General features: G+C 46.5%; 21 protein-coding genes and 1 rRNA gene. 17 read left to right on the forward strand and 5 right to left on the reverse strand.

All coding sequences use genetic code 11. The features are described from left to right. Positions 1–12 precede the first annotated feature (12 nt). Both rrf and CKW00_RS10930 read left to right on the forward strand, forming a co-directional pair. Positions 13–127, forward strand: a 5S ribosomal RNA gene (rrf, locus tag CKW00_RS10925). 172 nt (positions 128–299) lie between these two features. Then, the gene (locus CKW00_RS10930; protein ID WP_095822593.1) at positions 300–554 is read left to right on the forward strand and encodes a hypothetical protein; all 255 of its coding nucleotides are present in this window, start codon (positions 300–302) and stop codon (positions 552–554) included. Between the two features lie 95 nt (positions 555–649). Here the strand turns inward: CKW00_RS10930 and CKW00_RS10935 are convergent, their stop codons facing one another. After that, a complete protein-coding gene (locus CKW00_RS10935) occupies positions 650–1,915 on the reverse strand; it encodes a BaiN/RdsA family NAD(P)/FAD-dependent oxidoreductase (protein ID WP_095822594.1) in 1,266 nt (421 codons plus the stop codon). Between the two features lie 95 nt (positions 1,916–2,010). Here CKW00_RS10935 and CKW00_RS10940 point away from each other — a divergent pair, with 95 nt between their 5' ends. Both CKW00_RS10940 and CKW00_RS10945 read left to right on the forward strand, forming a co-directional pair. Then, positions 2,011–3,630: a putative polysaccharide biosynthesis protein gene (locus CKW00_RS10940; RefSeq protein WP_095822595.1), complete on the forward strand. Its 1,620-nt coding sequence runs from the start codon at positions 2,011–2,013 to the stop codon at positions 3,628–3,630. 11 nt (positions 3,631–3,641) lie between these two features. Continuing rightward, entirely contained in the window at positions 3,642–4,367 is a 726-nt protein-coding gene (locus tag CKW00_RS10945) for a pseudouridine synthase (RefSeq protein WP_095822596.1), read from the forward strand. Positions 4,368–4,428: 61 nt separating this feature from the next. Here the strand turns inward: CKW00_RS10945 and CKW00_RS10950 are convergent, their stop codons facing one another. Further along, a complete protein-coding gene (locus CKW00_RS10950) occupies positions 4,429–4,626 on the reverse strand; it encodes a DeoR family transcriptional regulator (RefSeq protein WP_065757339.1) in 198 nt (65 codons plus the stop codon). 263 nt (positions 4,627–4,889) lie between these two features. Here CKW00_RS10950 and pepV point away from each other — a divergent pair, with 263 nt between their 5' ends. The 4 genes from pepV (at position 4,890) to CKW00_RS10970 (ending at position 8,562) form a co-directional block, all read left to right on the forward strand. Next, a complete protein-coding gene (gene pepV, locus CKW00_RS10955) occupies positions 4,890–6,233 on the forward strand; it encodes a dipeptidase PepV (protein WP_158221310.1) in 1,344 nt (447 codons plus the stop codon). A gap of 36 nt (positions 6,234–6,269) precedes the next feature. Then, entirely contained in the window at positions 6,270–6,803 is a 534-nt protein-coding gene (gene thpR / locus CKW00_RS10960; RefSeq protein WP_008590818.1) for an RNA 2',3'-cyclic phosphodiesterase, read from the forward strand. Beyond that, positions 6,791–7,681 carry an NERD domain-containing protein gene (locus CKW00_RS10965; RefSeq protein ID WP_143544243.1) on the forward strand — a complete coding sequence of 297 codons (891 nt, stop codon included), beginning with the start codon at positions 6,791–6,793 and terminating at the stop codon, positions 7,679–7,681. Before thpR ends, CKW00_RS10965 begins: the two co-directional genes overlap by 13 nt. 98 nt (positions 7,682–7,779) lie before the next feature. Further along, positions 7,780–8,562 (forward strand): phosphotransferase family protein, encoded by a 783-nt coding sequence (locus tag CKW00_RS10970; RefSeq protein ID WP_233129774.1) that lies wholly within the window; start codon positions 7,780–7,782, stop codon positions 8,560–8,562. A gap of 70 nt (positions 8,563–8,632) precedes the next feature. Here the strand turns inward: CKW00_RS10970 and CKW00_RS13780 are convergent, their stop codons facing one another. Further along, a complete protein-coding gene (locus CKW00_RS13780; RefSeq protein ID WP_008590823.1) occupies positions 8,633–8,791 on the reverse strand; it encodes a hypothetical protein in 159 nt (52 codons plus the stop codon). Positions 8,792–9,056: 265 nt separating this feature from the next. Here CKW00_RS13780 and trmB point away from each other — a divergent pair, with 265 nt between their 5' ends. Continuing rightward, on the forward strand, positions 9,057–9,698 hold the full coding sequence (trmB, locus tag CKW00_RS10975) for a tRNA (guanosine(46)-N7)-methyltransferase TrmB (RefSeq protein ID WP_095822600.1): 642 nt from the start codon (positions 9,057–9,059) through the stop codon (positions 9,696–9,698). Between the two features lie 56 nt (positions 9,699–9,754). Continuing rightward, positions 9,755–10,600: a YtnP family quorum-quenching lactonase gene (locus CKW00_RS10980; protein WP_095822601.1), complete on the forward strand. Its 846-nt coding sequence runs from the start codon at positions 9,755–9,757 to the stop codon at positions 10,598–10,600. A gap of 112 nt (positions 10,601–10,712) precedes the next feature. Here the strand turns inward: CKW00_RS10980 and CKW00_RS10985 are convergent, their stop codons facing one another. Next, positions 10,713–11,030: a PepSY domain-containing protein gene (locus tag CKW00_RS10985; protein WP_008590829.1), complete on the reverse strand. Its 318-nt coding sequence runs from the start codon at positions 11,028–11,030 to the stop codon at positions 10,713–10,715. A gap of 147 nt (positions 11,031–11,177) precedes the next feature. Between CKW00_RS10985 and CKW00_RS10990 the strand changes: the two genes are divergently transcribed. Both CKW00_RS10990 and CKW00_RS10995 read left to right on the forward strand, forming a co-directional pair. Beyond that, entirely contained in the window at positions 11,178–12,245 is a 1,068-nt protein-coding gene (locus CKW00_RS10990) for a M42 family metallopeptidase (protein WP_095822602.1), read from the forward strand. A 98-nt stretch (positions 12,246–12,343) separates the two neighbouring features. Beyond that, entirely contained in the window at positions 12,344–12,847 is a 504-nt protein-coding gene (locus tag CKW00_RS10995; RefSeq protein ID WP_008590832.1) for a DUF84 family protein, read from the forward strand. A gap of 129 nt (positions 12,848–12,976) precedes the next feature. Here CKW00_RS10995 and CKW00_RS11000 read toward each other — a convergent pair whose 3' ends face one another. Further along, entirely contained in the window at positions 12,977–13,417 is a 441-nt protein-coding gene (locus tag CKW00_RS11000; RefSeq protein ID WP_008590834.1) for a YtoQ family protein, read from the reverse strand. Positions 13,418–13,547: 130 nt separating this feature from the next. On the opposite strand from CKW00_RS11000, the gene CKW00_RS11005 reads away from it, so the two are divergent. From CKW00_RS11005 to CKW00_RS11025, 5 genes are all read left to right on the forward strand, one after another. Next, entirely contained in the window at positions 13,548–14,576 is a 1,029-nt protein-coding gene (locus CKW00_RS11005; protein WP_095822603.1) for a PTS transporter subunit IIC, read from the forward strand. Positions 14,577–14,609: 33 nt separating this feature from the next. Further along, positions 14,610–14,924, forward strand: coding sequence for a thioredoxin family protein (locus CKW00_RS11010; protein ID WP_095822604.1), 315 nt, complete (start codon positions 14,610–14,612; stop codon positions 14,922–14,924). A gap of 19 nt (positions 14,925–14,943) precedes the next feature. Beyond that, a complete protein-coding gene (locus CKW00_RS11015) occupies positions 14,944–15,768 on the forward strand; it encodes a DUF1444 domain-containing protein (RefSeq protein WP_095822605.1) in 825 nt (274 codons plus the stop codon). Continuing rightward, positions 15,768–16,370: a YtpR family tRNA-binding protein gene (gene ytpR, locus CKW00_RS11020; protein ID WP_095822606.1), complete on the forward strand. Its 603-nt coding sequence runs from the start codon at positions 15,768–15,770 to the stop codon at positions 16,368–16,370. Before CKW00_RS11015 ends, ytpR begins: the two co-directional genes overlap by 1 nt. Positions 16,371–16,517: 147 nt before the next feature. After that, the gene (locus CKW00_RS11025; protein ID WP_095822607.1) at positions 16,518–18,977 is read left to right on the forward strand and encodes a DNA translocase FtsK; all 2,460 of its coding nucleotides are present in this window, start codon (positions 16,518–16,520) and stop codon (positions 18,975–18,977) included. The last annotated feature ends 10 nt before the right edge of the window (positions 18,978–18,987 follow it).

An 18,987-nucleotide genomic window follows, 5' to 3' on the forward strand; every position in this document is an offset into this window, starting at 1 on the left:
TCCTTCTAAAGATGTGGTGGCAAGAGCGAAGAGGTCACACCTGTTCCCATGCCGAACACAGAAGTTAAGTTCTTCCGCGCCGATGGTAGTCGGGGTTACCCCCCGCAAGAGTAGGGCGCTGCCACATTACTTCAAACCCTGAACATTACGTTCAGGGTCTTTTCTATGTGAAAAAAGTCATATAGAATCTTATTCGTAAGTGATTTTAAAAATCCGGAAAGTCATGTACGGGTACATAGACGTGATCCAGGTTACCCGGAAATTGGCAGAAAGTCCGGCTTTAAAAGTGAGTGGTTGCAATGAAAATGATACGGTGGAGTTATTCGAGAAGAAAAGTGGTGCGTGCTTACTTTGATAAATTTCCCGGGAGCACTTTTTATTTCAGGAGAATCCGTTCTTATTTTTATCTTTACAGTTCAGACTGGAGTAAAGAAGATCCCCTGCTTGAAGAGGGAGATCAGGAAGAAATGCAACTTCTCGTCAATGAATCCCTTGGGAGAAAAGAAGCGTATAGAAATAGAAAATCCCTCAAAAAAAAGACTTCAGGGCACTGAAGCAAAATTAAAAGCGGGTGACTTTTTCACCCGCTTTTGGTACATAATCACGGAGCATTTTGAAATACAAGGGAGGATGCGGGACAGGAAATCCTCTACCCTTCACTCATACCTTCCCACGCTGCATTCATCCCCGCCACATTTCCGGTAACGAGAGCGGAGGTGATGTTGTATCCTCCGGTATATCCGTGAATATCCAGAATCTCTCCGCAGAAATAGAGGCGGGACATTTTTTTGGATTGGAGTGTATTCGGAACAACTTCTTTGATAGAGACTCCTCCTCCGGTAACGAAGGCTTTTTCTATCGGCTGGGAATCATGGACGGAAACGTGAAAGTACTTCAGGTTTTTCAGAAAAGAGTGGAACTGCTCTTTCGACAGGTGAGCATTCGTCTCTTCCGGAGTAATCCCGTTCTCCTCCATCAGGAAGTCGATCATTCTTTCCGGAAGTACTCCTTTCACAGTGTTTTTCCACGTCTTTTTCGGATGATCCTTTGACTTCTGAAGGTATGTTTCAGTAAGTTGTTCCAGGGACTGGTCGGGCAGAGCATCAATTTCGATCGTTACCGGTCTGTGTCCCTTCATGAATTCTTTTACCGCGAACTGGGAACATCGCAGAACGGCAGGTCCCGAAATGCCGAAATGGGTGAATAACATGTCCATTTTGTGGGTGATGATCGGTTTATTCTTACGGTTGAGTACGCTGACATTTACGTCCCGCAAAGAAACGCCCTGAAGTTTCTTATCTTTAATGAAGGCATCTTTCGAAAGAAGAGGGACTTCTGTCGGATACAGGGTCGTAATGGTATGGCCGGCCGTTTTTGCCCACTTGTACCCGTCTCCGGTCGAACCTGTATGAGGGACGGCTTTTCCGCCGGTCGCAATGATCAGGGATTTCGTATGAATCTTTTCCGAATCATCCAGGTGGACGGTGTGCCCGGCTTCCCCGTACTGTATGGCGTCCACCTTCGTTTCTTTTCGGACTTCGACGTGGAGTCTGTCGAGATAAGCGAGCAGGGCCTGCACTACATCCCGTGCTTTGTTGCTGGCCGGAAACATGCGCCCATGGTCTTCTTCCTTCAGTCCGACTCCGAGATCCTCAAAAAAAGAGATGATATCGTAATTGTTGAAAACGGAAAAAGGGCTGTACAAAAATTTCCCGTTCCCCGGGATATGTCTGATCACTTCTTCTTCAGGGAGGCGATTCGTAACGTTACATCTTCCTCCCCCGGAAATTGCCAGTTTGGTACCCAGTTTTTTACCCTTTTCTATTAAAAGGACGGAAGCGCCCTGTTCGGCTGCCGCAATAGCTGCCATCAGCCCGGAAGGACCGCCTCCGATGACGGTTACGTGATAAGTCATGGATTTCTCACCTTTCTGATGGTACGTGTTCTCATGAAATGTATGATAGAATGAGTAGGATTAATTCTACAATACTTGCAGAGGAAGATAAAGCTATGTCTAAAATTTTAAAAGGTACGATGATTTTAACCGGAGCGACTTTTCTATCGAAGTTTCTGGGAATGATTTATACTATCCCTTTCGAACAGATGGTCGGCCCGGAAGGTATTGAACTGTATTTCTACGCTTACACGCCGTACAACATCCTGCTGAGCCTCTCGACACTCGGGGTGCCGATGGCGGTTTCTAAATTCGTCTCCAAATATAACGCTCTTGAAGACTATCAGACGAGTAGGGATATGTTCCGTTCCGGGATGTATCTGATGGCGGCTACAGGGGTTATCGCTTTTCTGCTGCTGTTTTTCGGTGCTGAGAAAATCGCTTCTTTCAGTCTGTCCGATGAAGATTCGGCAGCGGTGCTTCAGGATACGACTCACGTTGTACGTATGGTCAGTTTCGCCCTGCTCGTCATCCCTTCCATGAGCATAATACGGGGTTTCTTTCAGGGACATGAGTCGATGGCTCCTACAGCAGTATCTCAGGTGATAGAACAGATTGTGCGGATCGCCTTCCTGCTTACCGGCGTATACATAGTGTATTACGTACTGGACGCATCGCTCGCTCAGGCTATCGGCTTGAGTACGTTCGCTGCTTTCGTCGGTGGTATCGCTTCGCTGGTGGTACTTCTTATATACTGGAAGAAAAGGAAACCGTATCTGGACAGACATCTTAAACAACAGAAAACGACGAGCGGTTTAACAACGCCGGACATGTTTAAAGAATTGCTCAGTTACGCCGGACCTTTTGTGCTGGTGGGAATAGCAACACCGCTGTACCAGCTGATCGATCAATTTACGTTCAAACAGGCGATGGCAGATGCAGGACTTGCAGACATTGCGGGAGACGCCCTGTCCGCGATCCACGTTCTCAGTCATAAGCTGGTCATCATACCGGTCACGCTCGGACTTGGCATGGCCGTGACCGTGCTTCCTGCCATTACAAGTTCTTTCACGAAACGGGAATTCAATAAACTTGACGGACAGATCAACCAGGCCCTGCAGATTATCGCTTTGCTGATTATACCGGCAGTCGTCGGTCTTTCTCTATTATCGACGGAGGCTTACGGAACTTTCTACGGTCTGGAACAGCTTGATTATTTCGGGGATCTGTTAAGATGGTATGCCCCTGTCGGGTTATTCTTTGCATTGTTTACGGTCACCTCATCTATCCTGCAGGGGGTCAATCGGCAGAATTTCGCAGTTATCAGCCTCGGCGTCGGAATACTGCTGAAGCTTATGACCAACTCGTTTCTTATTCAATTGTTCGGAGCGAAAGGTTCCATCATCTCTACCGGTCTTGCTGTATTAGCTGCAGTTGTTCTTAACTTGTGGAAGATACGGCAAAGCACTGAATTTTCGTATAGAAAACTTTTCAAACGGAGCGTATTCATTGCTATATTGACCGTCATTATGGCAATCGTTGTACTGCTTGTGAAAATGGTCGGCGGTATATGGTGGAACCCGATGGAAAATCGTATGGGAGCACTTGCTGTACTGATCCTCGGGATCGGTGCCGGAGCTCTCACTTATCTGACACTGGCTTACAAATCCACGTTGCTTGAACATGTGCTCGGCGACCGGGTGAAACGGATAGAACGAATATTCAACAGATCCTGAGGAGGATACGAATGCGAATAGATAAACTACTGGCAAATATGGGTTATGGAACGAGAAAAGAAGTGAAATCGTTACTCAAAGGCGGAAGTGTCCACGTGAATGAGTCTCCTGTTAAAAATGGAAAAACTCATGTAGACCCGGAAGAAGATCTTGTTACGGTAGCGGGAGAGAAAGTGGAGTATCGGCAATTCATCTATTTAATGATGAACAAACCGGGTGACCTTATATCTGCGACGGAAGATCAGCATGAGTGGACGGTAGTCGATATTCTGCAGCCGGAGGATAAAGTGTTTTCCCCGTTTCCGGTCGGACGGCTCGATAAGGACACCGAAGGCCTCCTTCTGCTGACCAATGACGGTCAGCTGTCCCACCGGCTCACCTCTCCGAAAAAAGGTGTAGGAAAGACTTATGTGGCAGAGGTCGCAGGAGAGGTCACCGGGGACGATGCAGACGCATTTGAACGAGGGGTGACTCTTGATGACGGATACGTCACCAGACCGGCGATTCTTCATATTATAGAATCGGGAGACGTCTCTCACGTGGAGCTCGTAATCACGGAAGGGAAATTCCATCAGGTGAAACGGATGTTTGAAGCACGGGGGAAGAAGGTAACCAGCTTAAAGCGGGTCAAAATGGGAGATCTTTCTCTGGACGAAGAACTCGATCCGGGAGAATACCGGGAACTCCGGGAAGATGAACTCGAATACCTGAACAACATTACGAGTAAAGATAAGTGATAGAGTACCGCTGCTATTACCTTAAAGAAAGGCACCCGTTACGATGACGGGTGCCTTACCTTTACGAAGCTTTCACTTTCTTTTCTGTCGTTTTCCATTTTCCCCTGTAAGGGCTGCACACAAGGCCATTATATTCCAGTACGTGTAAATCTCTTTGAACGGTTCGATCGGTTATTCCAAATTCTTCAGCTACCTGAGCCGTCGAGACGGTACCTTCTGTCTTTATAAACAGATAGGTCGATTTAATACGGTCAAGCATACGCGTTGATGGGCGATTCAAAAAAATCACTCCTTCAGTATTGGTGTAAATGGCGCCTCGTATCAAAACCCTTTGAGGATACGTTCATTGTACAACAGTGAGAAAGCATCATCCACCTTTTCCGTTCCATTTTACAGAAAATTCATCGAATTTACAAAAAATTTACGTGAACGCCAGGAATAAACCGGAGCGGGACAAAATTGCCGGCAGCTCGTTCAGAATAGCGGAATTTCCGGCATAACAAAGAAGAAAGGATGAAAAAAATGAGTAAAGACTACACTACTATGAATGAATTCGTAAAAAGGCTGAACAGACTCATACGGATACCCAGTGTATATAGAGAAGACGAACCTCCTTTCGGTAAAGACGTGCGAAAGGCCCTGCATGAGTTGCTGGAAATCGGGGAAGAAGATGGATTTACCGTTAAAAACGTTGACGACTACGCAGGGCACGTTGAATTCGGCGAAGGGGAGGAACTGTTCGGCATACTTGCCCACCTGGACGTGGTGCCGGCCGGAAGCGGCTGGAGTGTTCCTCCTTTTGAATTGACGGAAAAAGACGGCAAACTTTTCGGAAGAGGGGTTCAGGATGATAAAGGACCGCTCATGGCGGCTTATATAGCTATGAAAGAGCTGAAAGAAGAAGGATTCGTCCCCCGTAAAAGAGTGCGCTTAATAGCCGGAACGGATGAAGAGAGAGAATGGAAGGGAATAGACTATTATTTCACAAAAGAAGAGATGCCGGAATTCGGTTTCACTCCAGATGCAGTCTTCCCGGTGATCCACGCGGAAAAAGGACTGTGGGATATTCATCTGGTTCGGGACAATTCTGAAGACTTCACTTCGGAGATGACGTATATAGAAACGATCTCGGGCGGCAGCCGGTTGAACATGGTTCCGGAGGCGGCAGAGGTTACTATTATACACAGGGGTGAAAAAGAACTGACGTTTCCGGAAGCGGAGAAAGTATACAGGAACGGAGAAAAACTGACAGCTGTATTTGCGGGTTCATCAGCTCACGGAAGCACCCCGGACCGGGGAGTCAACGCCATCAAAAAGGCACTGAAATCCCTTGCCGGAGTATCCTTCCCCGCTCCTCAGAAAGAAATGATAGAATGGATGAATACATATTTATCCGATTCGACGGGAGAAGGGCTGGCTATTGATTCGAAAGACGAAGTTTCCGGGGCTCTTACCCTGAATGTCGGAACGCTTCACGGGAATGAAGAGAAGTGGGAGATCGGTCTGAATATCCGTTATCCTGTTACGGAATCATATGCGGAACTCATAACTAAAATGAAAGATTCCCTCCCGGGCTGGCTTACATTCAAAGAGACGGATCATATGGCCTCCATCTATCTCCCGGAAGATCACGCCGGTATACAGACGCTGATGCAGGCGTACAGGAGTGTGAGCGGAAGAAAAGAGACGCCGGAAGCGATCGGCGGTGCAACGTACGCCAGAGTTCTAAAGACAGGAGTAGCGTTCGGTGCCGTCTTTCCCGAAAGTCCGGACACCGCTCATCAGGCAGATGAGATGGTGCTTCAGGAAGATATGAGAAAGGCGATTGACATATATAAACAGGCTATTTTTACTTGGACGCGATAACAGGTATCTATTCTTAAGGGCAGGAGAGTGATATAATTGAAATCCACTCATTATTTTCTTGGAGTCCCTGTAAAGAATATAATCATTAAAGAACGGCTGCTGGAAAACAGAAAAAAACTACAACAACAGATGGACTATAAAGTATGGACAGCCCCTGAAGATTTTCATCTTACCCTCCGTTTCCTCGGAGAGGTGGAGGATATAGAATACTGGAAAGAGAAGGTGGCCGGGGCCTCAGCCTTCCCGCCATTCGATCTGGAGATCGGGGAAGTCGGTTTCTTCGGCAACCCGCAACATCCGAGAGTCGTTTTTCAGTCCGTCTCGCACTCGGAGGAACTGCAGCGACTGTTCAATTATTTTCAGGAAGGGGAGGCGGGCCGTTTCCACCCGCATATCACCCTTGCAAAGAAATGGAGAAAAGGAGAGCTCCCTGAAATAGAAAGCGGCAGCTTCCTGTCCTGGGATGTGGACACGTGCACCTTATTCAAAGTCCATCCGGGCAGCATTCCCAAATATGAACCGGTGACATCAGTTACACTTAAGGGTCAGGTGAAGAGATGGCACAATTGATTAAGCTTCAGGATTACATTTCGCGCTATGAATTGAATATTTTCCACTATACCGGTGAATTCATCCAGATGAAAAAGAAAAACTGGGAAGGGCTCAATAAAGCCTGGAAAAATGGCGGACTTTACGAAGAGCAGGAAGAAGCTGTTTCAGATGAAAGCGGCCTGTTGAAGCGGATTTGGAACAGAGTTCGAAACAGAGAAGAGGAAGTATGGGAGGAGCAGGAGGTTCAGCCGGAAATACCTGCCGATGAAGAAGAATTGAAAATTCAATTTCTGAACCAGCTTCTTCATTTTCAATTAAAATGGGTATCCACTACGCTGCAGGAAAAGTCATTCGTAGACTGGGGCTATGAACGGGACGACCTGTTGAAATATTATCTGCAACGTTTTCCCGATACATTTTTACTGATGTATGAACCGCTGGTGGAGATGAAACGGGCGGTGCTTGAACTGGACCAGATACTGATCGGCCCGGACCGGATCGATATTATCGTCCACCTTGATGTTGAGGAGGGGACGATTATTCATCCGGAGGAGGGGAGGAGCTGGATTCTGGAAGAAAGCGGAGTCAGAAGAAAGATACCTAACCCCATCCTGCGGCTGCGCAGGTCGGAAACATACGTACGCAGTGTTCTGCAGACGTATAATCATACATTTCCGTACCGTAAAATAGTCCTTGCTCCCGGTGCCGTCTTCCAGGAGACCGTGCCCCCATATTCGACGGAATATATAGGAAAAGCGGAACATGATGACTGGATGAATAAAAAGCGTATGCTTAAGATGCCGTTGAAACACTCCCAGCTGAAAGCTGCTCAGCTGCTCATGAAGCATGCGAGGGTCACTTCCGTAAAAGCACCGGAGTGGGAGGAATCGGAATAACTTGAAAGAAATGGTCCTTTTACGTTAATCTTATTAAGTTAAATAAGAAGCGGGACCAAGAATACTCAACAGGAATTGAGGAATTGAAGGTGAACTGGTTGGAACAAATATTAGGGGACGAATGGTCGATCACTCCGGCCGGAGGGTCGACGGGTGAAGCTTATTATGCAAAGAAAAAGGAAGGGAAACGCTTGTTTTTAAAGCGTAATTCTTCCCCTTTTCTTGCTGTGCTCTCGGCAGAGGGGATTGTACCGAAGCTTGTCTGGACGAAACGTCTGGAAAGCGGAGACGTTATTACAGCCCAGGACTGGATGGAGGGGCGTGAACTGGAGCCCGAGGAGATGTCTCATCCCCGGGTTGCAGAACTGCTCAGCAAAATCCACTACTCCAAAGAATTACTCGATATGCTGATGCGCCTGGGGAAAACACCGTTATCCCCTGCAGATATTTTGACGGATATAATAAATGACCTGACCCTGACTCCCAGATTGCGGGCCCATGCGGGAGTCCAAAAGGCGATAGCTTACTTACAGGAAAACTGTTTTTCGATAGATGATGCGGATTGTGTCGTCTGTCACTGTGATACGAATCATAACAACTGGCTCCTGTCGGAGGATGAGTATTTGTATCTCATAGACTGGGATAATGCTATGGTCGCCGATCCCGCTCTCGACCTCGGTATGCTTCTCTATTTTTATGTACCGGAAGAGCACTGGGCCGAGTGGCTGACTCATTACGGTATAAAAGCTACCGATGAGTTGTACGGGAAAATGAAATGGTATGCTATTTCTCAGTTACTGGCTTTCATACAGTGGCATGATATGCGTGAAGAGGAAGATGAAGTGGCGCATCGGCTCTATCTGCTTGAGAAAGTGATGTAAAAAACCCCTGGTTACCCGGCAACCGGTAACACAGGGGCTTTTTACATTTTAAATGAAAGTGCACGAAGTATTACAGTTCCGGCGCGTACTTAAGTTCGTTCTCGCGGGCTTTCGAACTGGTTTTTTCGTTCAGGACTTCCACCGGGTAAACGAACAGGCTGTAACCTACAAACAATACTCCGACAGCCGCCACAACTGCAAGATCGATAACACTACGTAGTAAATTCATTTTTTCAACTCCATTTTAAATTTATAATATGATTTCTTTTTCACATATATAATCATAGAGCAGGAAGCGCTTACAACCCAACAACGAAAGTAGTCCATATATCACTGTTCGTAAGCTCAAACCGAAGTAACGATCGTCAGGTATGCTTATGCGATTATATTAACGCGTATACTCAGTCATACGCTGTTATAGTCCAAAATCGATAATTAATTTTTTCCCGGGAGGAAACGTGGTACGATAATGAAAGAATAAAGGAGGAATATATGTGAGAAATCGTAATAAACCGTGGGCGGATGATTTTTTAAAGGAGAACAACCACATTCTTGCCGAGGAGCCGTTTTCCAATAAAGGGAACTGGCAGCAGTCTTTTTCGAAAAAACAGCCGCTCCACTTGGAAATAGGCGCAGGGAAAGGCCAGTTCATAGCAGGAATGGCAGAAAAGTTCCCTGATGTTAATTTTCTGGGAATCGAACGGGTCAAAACGGTCATGGTCGGAGCTGTCAAAAAAGTGAAAACGGCAGAAGTGGAAAATGCCGTTTTGATTAATGAAGATGCCAAAGATCTACGGGATATGTTCGGGACAGATGAGATCGACCATATCTACCTGAATTTTTCCGATCCGTGGCCTAAGAAAAGACATCATAAAAGAAGACTGACCCATGAAATATTTCTGGAACAGTACCGGGATGTATTGAAACCGGACGGGAGAATCACATTAAAAACGGATAACCGCAGTCTGTTCGAATATTCGCTATCGAGTTTTTCGAAATTCGGAATGACTCTGGAAGATGTGACACTTGATTTACACGAACTCGAGGACGAAAGTAACGTCATGACCGAGTACGAACAGAAATTCTCGGCCAAAGGTCAGCCGATTTACAGATGTGAGGTCATCAACAGAATCTGATAACGCTTACATGTCAGCAGGGATTATGCTACTATTAAAAGAAAGGGGGAATGATTATGGAAAAATTGACAATCGGCGATGCTTCTCTTACATGGCTTGCGGGCGGAAACAATCATCTCGACGGCGGTGCTATGTTCGGGGTTGTTCCGAAGCCGCTCTGGAGCCGTAAATACCCGGTGAACGACAAAAACCAGATTGAGCTTCGTACGGACCCGATCCTTCTCCAGGTGGACGGAAAAAATCTTATCATCGATTCCGGTATGGGAAATGGCAAACTTACGGATAAGCAGAAGAGGAACTTCGGGGTTACCGAGGAGAGCCGCATAGATGAATCTCTTCGGGTGGCGGGACTCACCCGTGACGATATCCACTTCGTTCTCATGACCCACCTTCACTTCGACCACGCATGCGGACTTACGGAGAAAAAGGGAGAAGAGTATGTTTCCGTCTTCCCGAAAGCGACGATTATAACGAGTGAAACGGAATGGGAAGAAATGAGAAACCCGAATATGCGCTCGAAGAATACATACTGGAGGGAAAATTGGGAAGCGATCCAGAGTCAGGTGGAAACTTTCAGGGACGAAAAGGAAGTGCTCCCCGGTCTGAAAATGGTGCATACGAGCGGTCACAGTAACGGTCACGCCGTCATCAGGTTCGAGCGCGGGGAAGACATTTTCATTCATATGGCGGATCTTATGCCTACTCACGCCCATCAGAACAAATTGTGGGCACTCGCTTTTGATGATTACCCGGTTACGAGCGTTCACGAGAAAGATAAATGGATGGACGAAGGATATCAAAAGGGCGCCTGGTACACTTTCTACCATGATGCCTACTATCGTGCGCTTAAGTTCGACAAAGAAGGGGAAATCGTGAAGGAAGTAAAAAGGGAACGGGACTGACCGTTCCCTGAACATCCGGCATTTCATATGTATATAAAAAATCCGAACATTCCGGGACAATTTAAAGTCTCCTCCGGAACAGTTCGGATTTCTTATTACCTGTCTGTAGTTGTTAAGACGCTTCTTCCGATACATCAACTATTGTACCCGTAGCACTGTCGATGAAGAATTCGTACTGGGACGTTTCTCCGTCCTGATTGCGGGAGATTCCACCGCGATATACGTTGTAGTTGATACCGTTTTTGTTCAACTGTTCAGGTTTCATGTAAATCCAGGAACCGCTGATAGGACCCTGCTTTTTGAATGCTTCTTTAGCTATTTTCAAAGCTTTTTCCGGGTTTACCCCTTTTTTCGAAGAAATCTGTTCTTTTACTACGTAACCGGCAAGAATTCCGGCTCCGGTGGCAAGCGTTACTTTTTTCCAATCCATGATATTCACCTCTACTAATTATGATATGTTCCATTATACTAAAGTATCCGTTGAAAAGAAAATCTAAACTTTAAGATGTGAATTGTAGCAACCTGATAGAACTTTCGTTAAAATAGAAGGAAGAAATAAAAAAGGGGTTGTACATACATGAATCAGGAGACAAAGCAGCTGTTCCGCACGTTGACAGAACTTCCGGGTGCGCCGGGCAACGAACGGAACGTACGCACGTTCATGAAAGAGCAACTGGAAAAATATTCGGATGAAATAGTACAGGATAAACTGGGTGGTGTCTTCGGAAAGAAACACGGGGAAGGCCCACGGGTCATGGTCGCCGGTCACATGGATGAAGTCGGATTTATGGTTACGCAGATTACGGAAAACGGAATGCTGCGTTTTCAACCGCTCGGGGGCTGGTGGAGCCAGGTACTGCTGGCACAGCGCGTTCAGATTATGACGGATAAAGGAAGCGTAACCGGAGTCATCGGATCCATCCCTCCGCATAACCTTACGGAAGAGCAGCGGAATAAACCGATGGAAATTAAAAATATGCTGATAGATATCGGTGCGGATGACAGAAATGATGCAGAAAACATAGGTATCAGACCCGGCCAGCCGATTGTACCCGTGTGTCCTTTTACTACAATGGCCAACGAGAAGAAGATCATGGCGAAAGCCTGGGACAACCGGTATGGCTGTGGACTTTCCGTGGAACTTCTGAAAGAACTCCAGGGTGAACAGCTGCCGAACGAACTGTACTCCGGTGCTACGGTTCAGGAGGAAGTCGGACTGCGCGGCTCGCAGGTTGCTGCCAACATGATTAAACCCGACATATTCTACGCTCTGGATGCTTCTCCTGCGAATGATATGTCCGGAGAGAGCAAAGAGTTCGGTCAGTTAGGTAAAGGAGCTCTTTTGCGCATTTTTGATAAAACGATGATTACGCACCGGGGCATGAGAGAATTCATTCTTGATACAGCCGAGTCGAACGACATCCCTTACCAGTATTTCGTATCTCAGGGAGGTACCGATGCCGGTCGTGTTCACATCGCCAATGACGGCGTGCCTTCTTCGGTTATCGGAATATGTTCGAGATACATTCACACTTCTTCTTCGATCATTCACGTCGATGACTATGCCGCGGCCAAGGAACTGCTTAAGAAACTCGTAAGAACGACAGATGCCAACGCACTTGAACAGATCAGAAAGAACGTATAAAGGAGAATGTACAACGCTCAGCTGTATGTGGTTTAGGCTGGGCGTTTTTTTTGCTATAATGAGTAAATCATACTTTAAGAATAGTGCAGGTGGACGATATGAAAATTTATGTAGGTTCTTTGAATCCTTCCAAGTTGACTGCAGTAACTGATGTTTTTGAGAACGATACGGTAGTGGAAATGGACGTGGATTCAAAAGTTTCCTCTCAACCCTTCTCGGATGAAGAAACGCTCGAAGGAGCTATTCATCGGGCCCGTGAATGCGCAATGACCGCTAAAGCGGATCTCGGTATAGGCCTTGAGGGCGGCGTGATGGAGATCGGGGACGATCTTTATCTGTGCAACTGGGGAGCTCTCGTTGATCAACAGGAGAACATTTACACAGCGGCAGGAGCCCGTATTCCCCTCCCCGATGAAATTCATGAGCAGATGAGTAAGGGACTGGAACTGGGAGAAGTTATGGAGAAGTATGCCCAGAAGAGTGACGTGCGTAAAAAAGAAGGGGCGGTCGGCATTTTTACGAATGGACAAATGAATCGTGATAAAATGTTCCGGCATATCGTGACGCTTCTGAAAGGCCAGTGGGAATACGATAATCTGTAAACCTTATTCATCCCGTGAAGTTTTGTTACGCACTTTTCATCAGGAATTTCTTTTTTCTGTGTCCAGTGCACTTTATAAACAGTTGTTTCTAAAAAAGCAATCACGCCATTCATGCGTGATTGCTTTTACTCATTCGTATACGTAATTCAATACTTCAATCGCCTGATCGATATTCTCTACCGTTACGGTAGCCTGATTTGAAAGTTCTTTTAACGGGTGGATCAGACTTTCATCACGAATAAGAATCGTCGGCTTACCGGCCTGAATGGCGATACCGGCATCCATAGCGGTATTCCACTGTTTATAATTCTCACCGAAATAGGCTATTACGGCATCGGATCTTTCCATAAGCAGTTTGGTGCGGAAATTGTTGATGGCTGAAGCTTTGTCATCTTTGATTTCTTTATTCGGCTGCTCCCCGAGGATATCCTCTCCGACGTTGTCGGAACGACTGTGATTCTCCTGAGGGTGGACGAATTTCACTTTAAGATCCTTTTTCTCGGCTTTCTGTTTCAGTTCATCTCTCCATGCATCATGTATCTGACCTGCCAGATATACACGTAGTTCCATGCAATCCCTCCTGAATTAATAGTTCAGAGTCAAGTATACCCTCAGAAACAGGAAATTAATCCTGCACAATAATGTTTACATGTGTATATACATTGACGTATGCTGATAGAAGTGGGAAGGAGGGCAAGATGTGAGAGCTTATTTAGAGAAAAAAGGGGTTTCCCTTTCACCGAAAATTTATTTCATCGACTCATTGAGTTATATGGCCCTCGGCTTATTTTCGTCTCTTATTATCGGACTTATTATCCAGACTGTCGGCGAACGGATGCCGCTCGCTTTTCTCTCCACCCATTTAATAGAAATGGGTGATCTGCTTATGAATGTCCTCATATGGGGAGGGGCGATCGGAGTAGCGGTAGCGTACGGCCTGAATGCTCCGCCGCTCGTAATGTTTGCTGCCCTTTTCAGCGGGGCGCTCGGTGCGGAAGCGGGAGGTCCTGCAGCCTCTTTCACTGCAGCCCTTATCAGTACGGAACTTGGAAAGCTGATCAGTAAAGAGACGAGCCTCGATATTATACTGACTCCGTTAGTGACGATAGTGACAGGATATACGGCCGGGTCACTTATCGGGATCCCGATAAGTGCTTTTCTTGAGGGTTTCGGTAATATCATCAATTGGGCAACAGTCCAGGAACCTGTCCTGATGGGGATACTGGTAAGCGTTCTGATGGGTATCGCACTGACTGCGCCGATTTCAAGCCTCGCTATATCTTTAATGCTTTCTCTTGAGGGAGTAGCGGCGGGGGCGGCAGCAGCCGGTTGTGCAGCCCAGATGATTTCCTTTGCCGTACTAAGTTATAAAGATAATACGCCGGGCGGGATAATCGCCCAGGCGATAGGAACGTCCATGCTTCAAATCGGGAATGTGATTAAAAAACCGGTGACTATGATTCCTCCCGTTATAGCAGGAGCAGCAGTCGGGCCGCTGGCCACTGTAGTATTCACTCTCGAAAATAATGCTGCCGGCGCGGGTATGGGCACGAGCGGATTCGTCGGTCAGATTATGACGGTGGAAACGATGGGCTGGAGCAGGGAAGTCGGTATCGCAATTCTCGTAACCCATTTTTCGGTTCCCATAATCGTCACTATCATTCTCGGTATATGGTTCAGAAGAAAAGGATGGATTAAACCGGGAGACCTGGCGATTGAAACCAGCTAGTGGTATGCTACAATGACTCATGGAGGGATACGTATGGACCGTTTGCAATCAGTGGAAGAATTTGAACAGTTAGCAAAGAACGAACAGACTATTTTTATGTTTTCGGCAGCCTGGTGCCCGGACTGCAGAGTTATTGAACCCGAGTTACCGGAGCTGGAACGTGAAAATCCGGAATGGACATTTGTTCACGTCGATCGCGATGATTTTATTGATTTGTGTGCGGATTATTCCATTTTCGGCATCCCGAGTTTCCTTGCGTTTAAAGGCGGGGAAGAAAAAGCCAGGTTTGTCAGTAAAGATCGCAAGACACTGGAGGAAATACAGAGTTTCATCGACGAAGCGAAATGATTAAAGAGGAGTTTTACCGATGAAAATGACGAGCATACAAATGAAGAAAAAATTGGAAGAGCGCCTTGATGAGAACGGCTGGCGAACTTCTTTCAACAGGGATAAAGATACTTTTCGCGTGGAGTGGGAACACTCCGGTGAAGGCATTACAGTAACAGTGCCGAACGTCATCTCCAAATGGCAGGAAAAAGGTGAAAAATCCCTGGATGAACTTGAAGAACATATTCGCGAAGCGCTAAGGGTGATGAATGAAAATACAGAACTTTCCGGTCAGGAAAAGAACGTATATCCCGTGATCCGGGCCGCCTCTTTTCCGACAGAAACTGAAAACGGGAAGAAACTGGTTTACACGGAACACACGGCCGAAACAAGAATTTATTACGCTCTTGATCTTGGAAAATCATATCAGCTCATCGACTATCAGAAACTGGAAGAGGAAGGCTGGAGTATCGATCGAATGAAAGAAGTCGCCTCTTTCAACGCCCGGTCCCTCGAAGTGAGTCTGCGAAAAGACACCGTATACGGAAACGACTTCTATTTTCAGTCATTAAATGATGGTTACGATGCCAGCAGAATATTGAATGAGTCCTTACTTGAAGAGATGAAAGCAGAATGCAAAGGGGAACTGGCTATCAGTATTCCTCATCAGGACGTCATCATCTTCGCTGACATACAGAATGAAGGCGGGTACGACATACTGGCCCAGATGGCGATGAAGTTTTTTGCGGAAGGTCTCGTACCTGTGACTTCCCTTTCTTTCCTATACGAAAATGGGAAGCTGGAACCTATATTCATACTTGCACAGAAAAAACCGAAGGATAAAAAAGGGGACGATGAAACGTGATGATTTTTTACAACGAGAAGGGCGTCGGTGACGTACTGCTCATTCCGTTAAATGAAACTGACAGAGATAACAGAACACATGAAGCATTCGGAGATATAGTGAAGATTACGGATAAAACAGACGGTTCTGTCCTCGGTTACAATATTTTCAATGCCTCCCGTCACTTCAGCGACCTGGGCAATGGACAGATGCGGATGGACGAAGAAAAGCTCGAGGAACTTAAAAAGGTGTTTTCCGATCAGAACCTTAATGATAATCTCGACCTGGACCTCGAAGAGAAATTCGTCGTCGGTTATGTAGCGGACATTCAGCCGCACGAAAATGCCGATAAACTGAGCGTCTGTCAGGTTGATGTTGGAGATCGGCAAGTACAGATTGTCTGTGGAGCCCCTAATGTGGACGCCGGACAGAAAGTAGTGGTTGCTAAAGTCGGTGCCGTCATGCCCGGAGGTATGAAAATCAAAGATGCCAAGTTGAGAGGAACAGCTTCAAGCGGAATGATTTGTTCCAGCAAAGAGCTTCATCTCTCGGACGGTTCGGAAGGAAAAGGTATTCTTGTGCTGGACGACTCTTATGAAGTCGGGGCTCCTTTTCCTGTATAAAGATGAATAAGAAGATACCGGGATACGAGAAATCAAAAATGCAAAGAGGTGCGAGCCTCTTTGCATTTTTAACTTTTTTGAAAAACACAATGGAGGTAAAAGCTGATACAATAGAAAGAAAAGTATGCAAAGAAAGAGTGAATAAATATGTGGAAACAATTCATTGATAAATGTAAACAGCTTTTTGAACCGGAAGAAGAATTACCTGAAGAAGACAAAACGACTCCTACATATCGAAGTTCGGAAGCAAAATCGAAAATGACGTACCATTACCCTAAAACCGGCTCGTTCCGCTTTCCGATGATCCCGGATGAATCTGCTGATAACTCCCGCGTTAAGAAAGAGACAAAAGAAGCGGAAGAAAACAAAAGCCTGCAGCGAACAAGGCAGCGTACCAGAAGGACACAATCGGAGGAAAGTACGGAGAACAAAGGTTTTGAGCAATTCAACTACCGAAGAAAGAAGGAAAATGCCGAAGAAAAAGAAAAAAGGCCTTCCCCTTCTGCCAAACCCTTTACCCCTACAGCAGTTCCGTCTCCGGTCCATGGGTTTCAACGGCAAAGAAATTATGGAAAAGATGAAGAAATCACAGAAGAAAACGAGTTGATTTCCTCTGAGGAAGAGGGCATCCCGGAGTATGAAACAGAGGAGACATCAGAGCCGGTCGCGGAAGCTGGATTGTTGGATATGGAAGAAGAAACGGAAGTAGAAGTGCAAGATGAACGTGACGTTTCCGGAGATGAGGAAACCGAAGTCTTCCTTTCTTTAGAAGACGATCCCGGGTCTGCCGAAGAAGAGCAGCCGGTACAGGAAGAAGGCGAAGTAAGATTCGAGGAGCCGGAGATTTCTGGTCCGGAAGAAGAACAGCCCGTAGAAGAAACAGCCCATGAGACGTCCTGGGCAGGAGAAAGTGCAACTGAAGAGAAGGAAAATGCTGCAGAAGAAGAGACTTCGGAACCTGCGACGATCATTACGAGAGAAAAGCCCAGGAACAAAGAAACGAAAAGCAGCCGATCTTCCGTCCCTTTCAATGTAATTATGACTCCGAAGGACAAGAGATCGAGAGACAAGAGACCAGAGAAACAATATACGTCTCCGAAGACTGCAGAACCCGAGAAGACTGAGGAACTGCCGGAACAGAACGAATCGACCGGAGAAGCAAAGAGAGAGGCGGATAATAGAAGAGAATACGAGTTGCCGCTCTATTTATTCAACGATAAAGTCGTCAGGGAAGAGAATGAAGATACGATTATCATCGAACAGATGGAGCAGCTTGAAAACACTCTTCAGCAGTTCCAGGTAAAAGCCAAAGTTACAGATGCGATGAAGGGACCTACAGTAACCAGGTTTGAAGTCCAGCCCGAGCCGGGAGTGAAGGTTAGTAAAATCACAAATCTCTCTGATGATATTAAATTGAAGATGGCTGCCAGAGATATCAGAATGGAAGCGCCGATCCCGGGAAAACAGGCCGTTGGCATTGAAGTGCCGAACCATAAATCTCAGATTGTGGGACTTCAGGAAATTTTTGAAACGGAAGAATTCACGAAGTCCGATTCTCCTCTTACGGTCGGTCTCGGCCTCGATATCGCAGGCATACCTTCCGTAACGGACCTGAAAGATATGCCGCACGGGCTGATAGCCGGAGCTACCGGTTCCGGTAAAAGTGTATGCATTAATACGATTCTGCTCAGCCTGCTTTATAAATCGCATTATGAAGACGTCAAATTCATGCTCATCGATCCGAAAATGGTGGAACTTGCTCCGTACAACGGTCTTCCTCAGCTCGTCTCCCCGGTCATTACGGATGTGAAAGCGGCAACTTCCGCCCTGAAGTGGGCAGTGAAAGAGATGGAGGAACGCTATGAGAAGTTTGTGGAATACGGCGTGCGTGATGTTGAGAAGTTCAACGATAAAGTGATCCGGGAAGGGGAAAGCGAGAAAAAGCTCCCGTATCTCGTAATCGTAATCGATGAACTCGCTGACCTGATGATGACTTCTCCGCAGGAAGTGGAGGATGCCATCTGTAAAATAGCACAGAAAGCGAGAGCTTGTGGCATTCACCTGCTTGTAGCTACTCAGAGACCTTCTGTTGACGTCATTACGGGACTCATTAAAGCGAATATCCCGACAAGGATAGCGTTCAGTGTTTCCTCTCAGGCTGATTCGAGAACCGTACTGGATGCCGGCGGCGCCGAGAAACTTCTCGGTAAAGGGGATATGCTGTTTATGGGTAACGGGGACCGGACTCCGAAAAGAGTTCAGGGAGCTTTCGTTTCTGATGAGGAGATAACGAGAGTCACCGGATTCATGAAAAATATCGCACCTGCCAATTATTTGTTTGAACAGGAAGAATTACTGAATCACATAAATAATGAAGAAGAGACGGACTCTCTGTTTGATGAAGCGGTCCGCTTCGTATTGTCTCAGAATGGGGCCAGTGCTTCTCTTATTCAGCGAAGGTTCCGGGTAGGATATAACCGTGCCGCCCGTCTGATCGACCAGATGGAGGAGCACGGAATCATATCTTCCCAGAAAGGCAGTAAGCCGAGAGATGTACTGCTTACCGAACAGCAGTCGGAAGAGTGGAAGCAGGGGGAACTATCCTGAATCCCTTGTG

It is taken from the genome of Salimicrobium humidisoli, from assembly GCF_002295105.1.
Lineage (GTDB): Bacteria > Bacillota > Bacilli > Bacillales > Halobacillaceae > Salimicrobium > Salimicrobium humidisoli.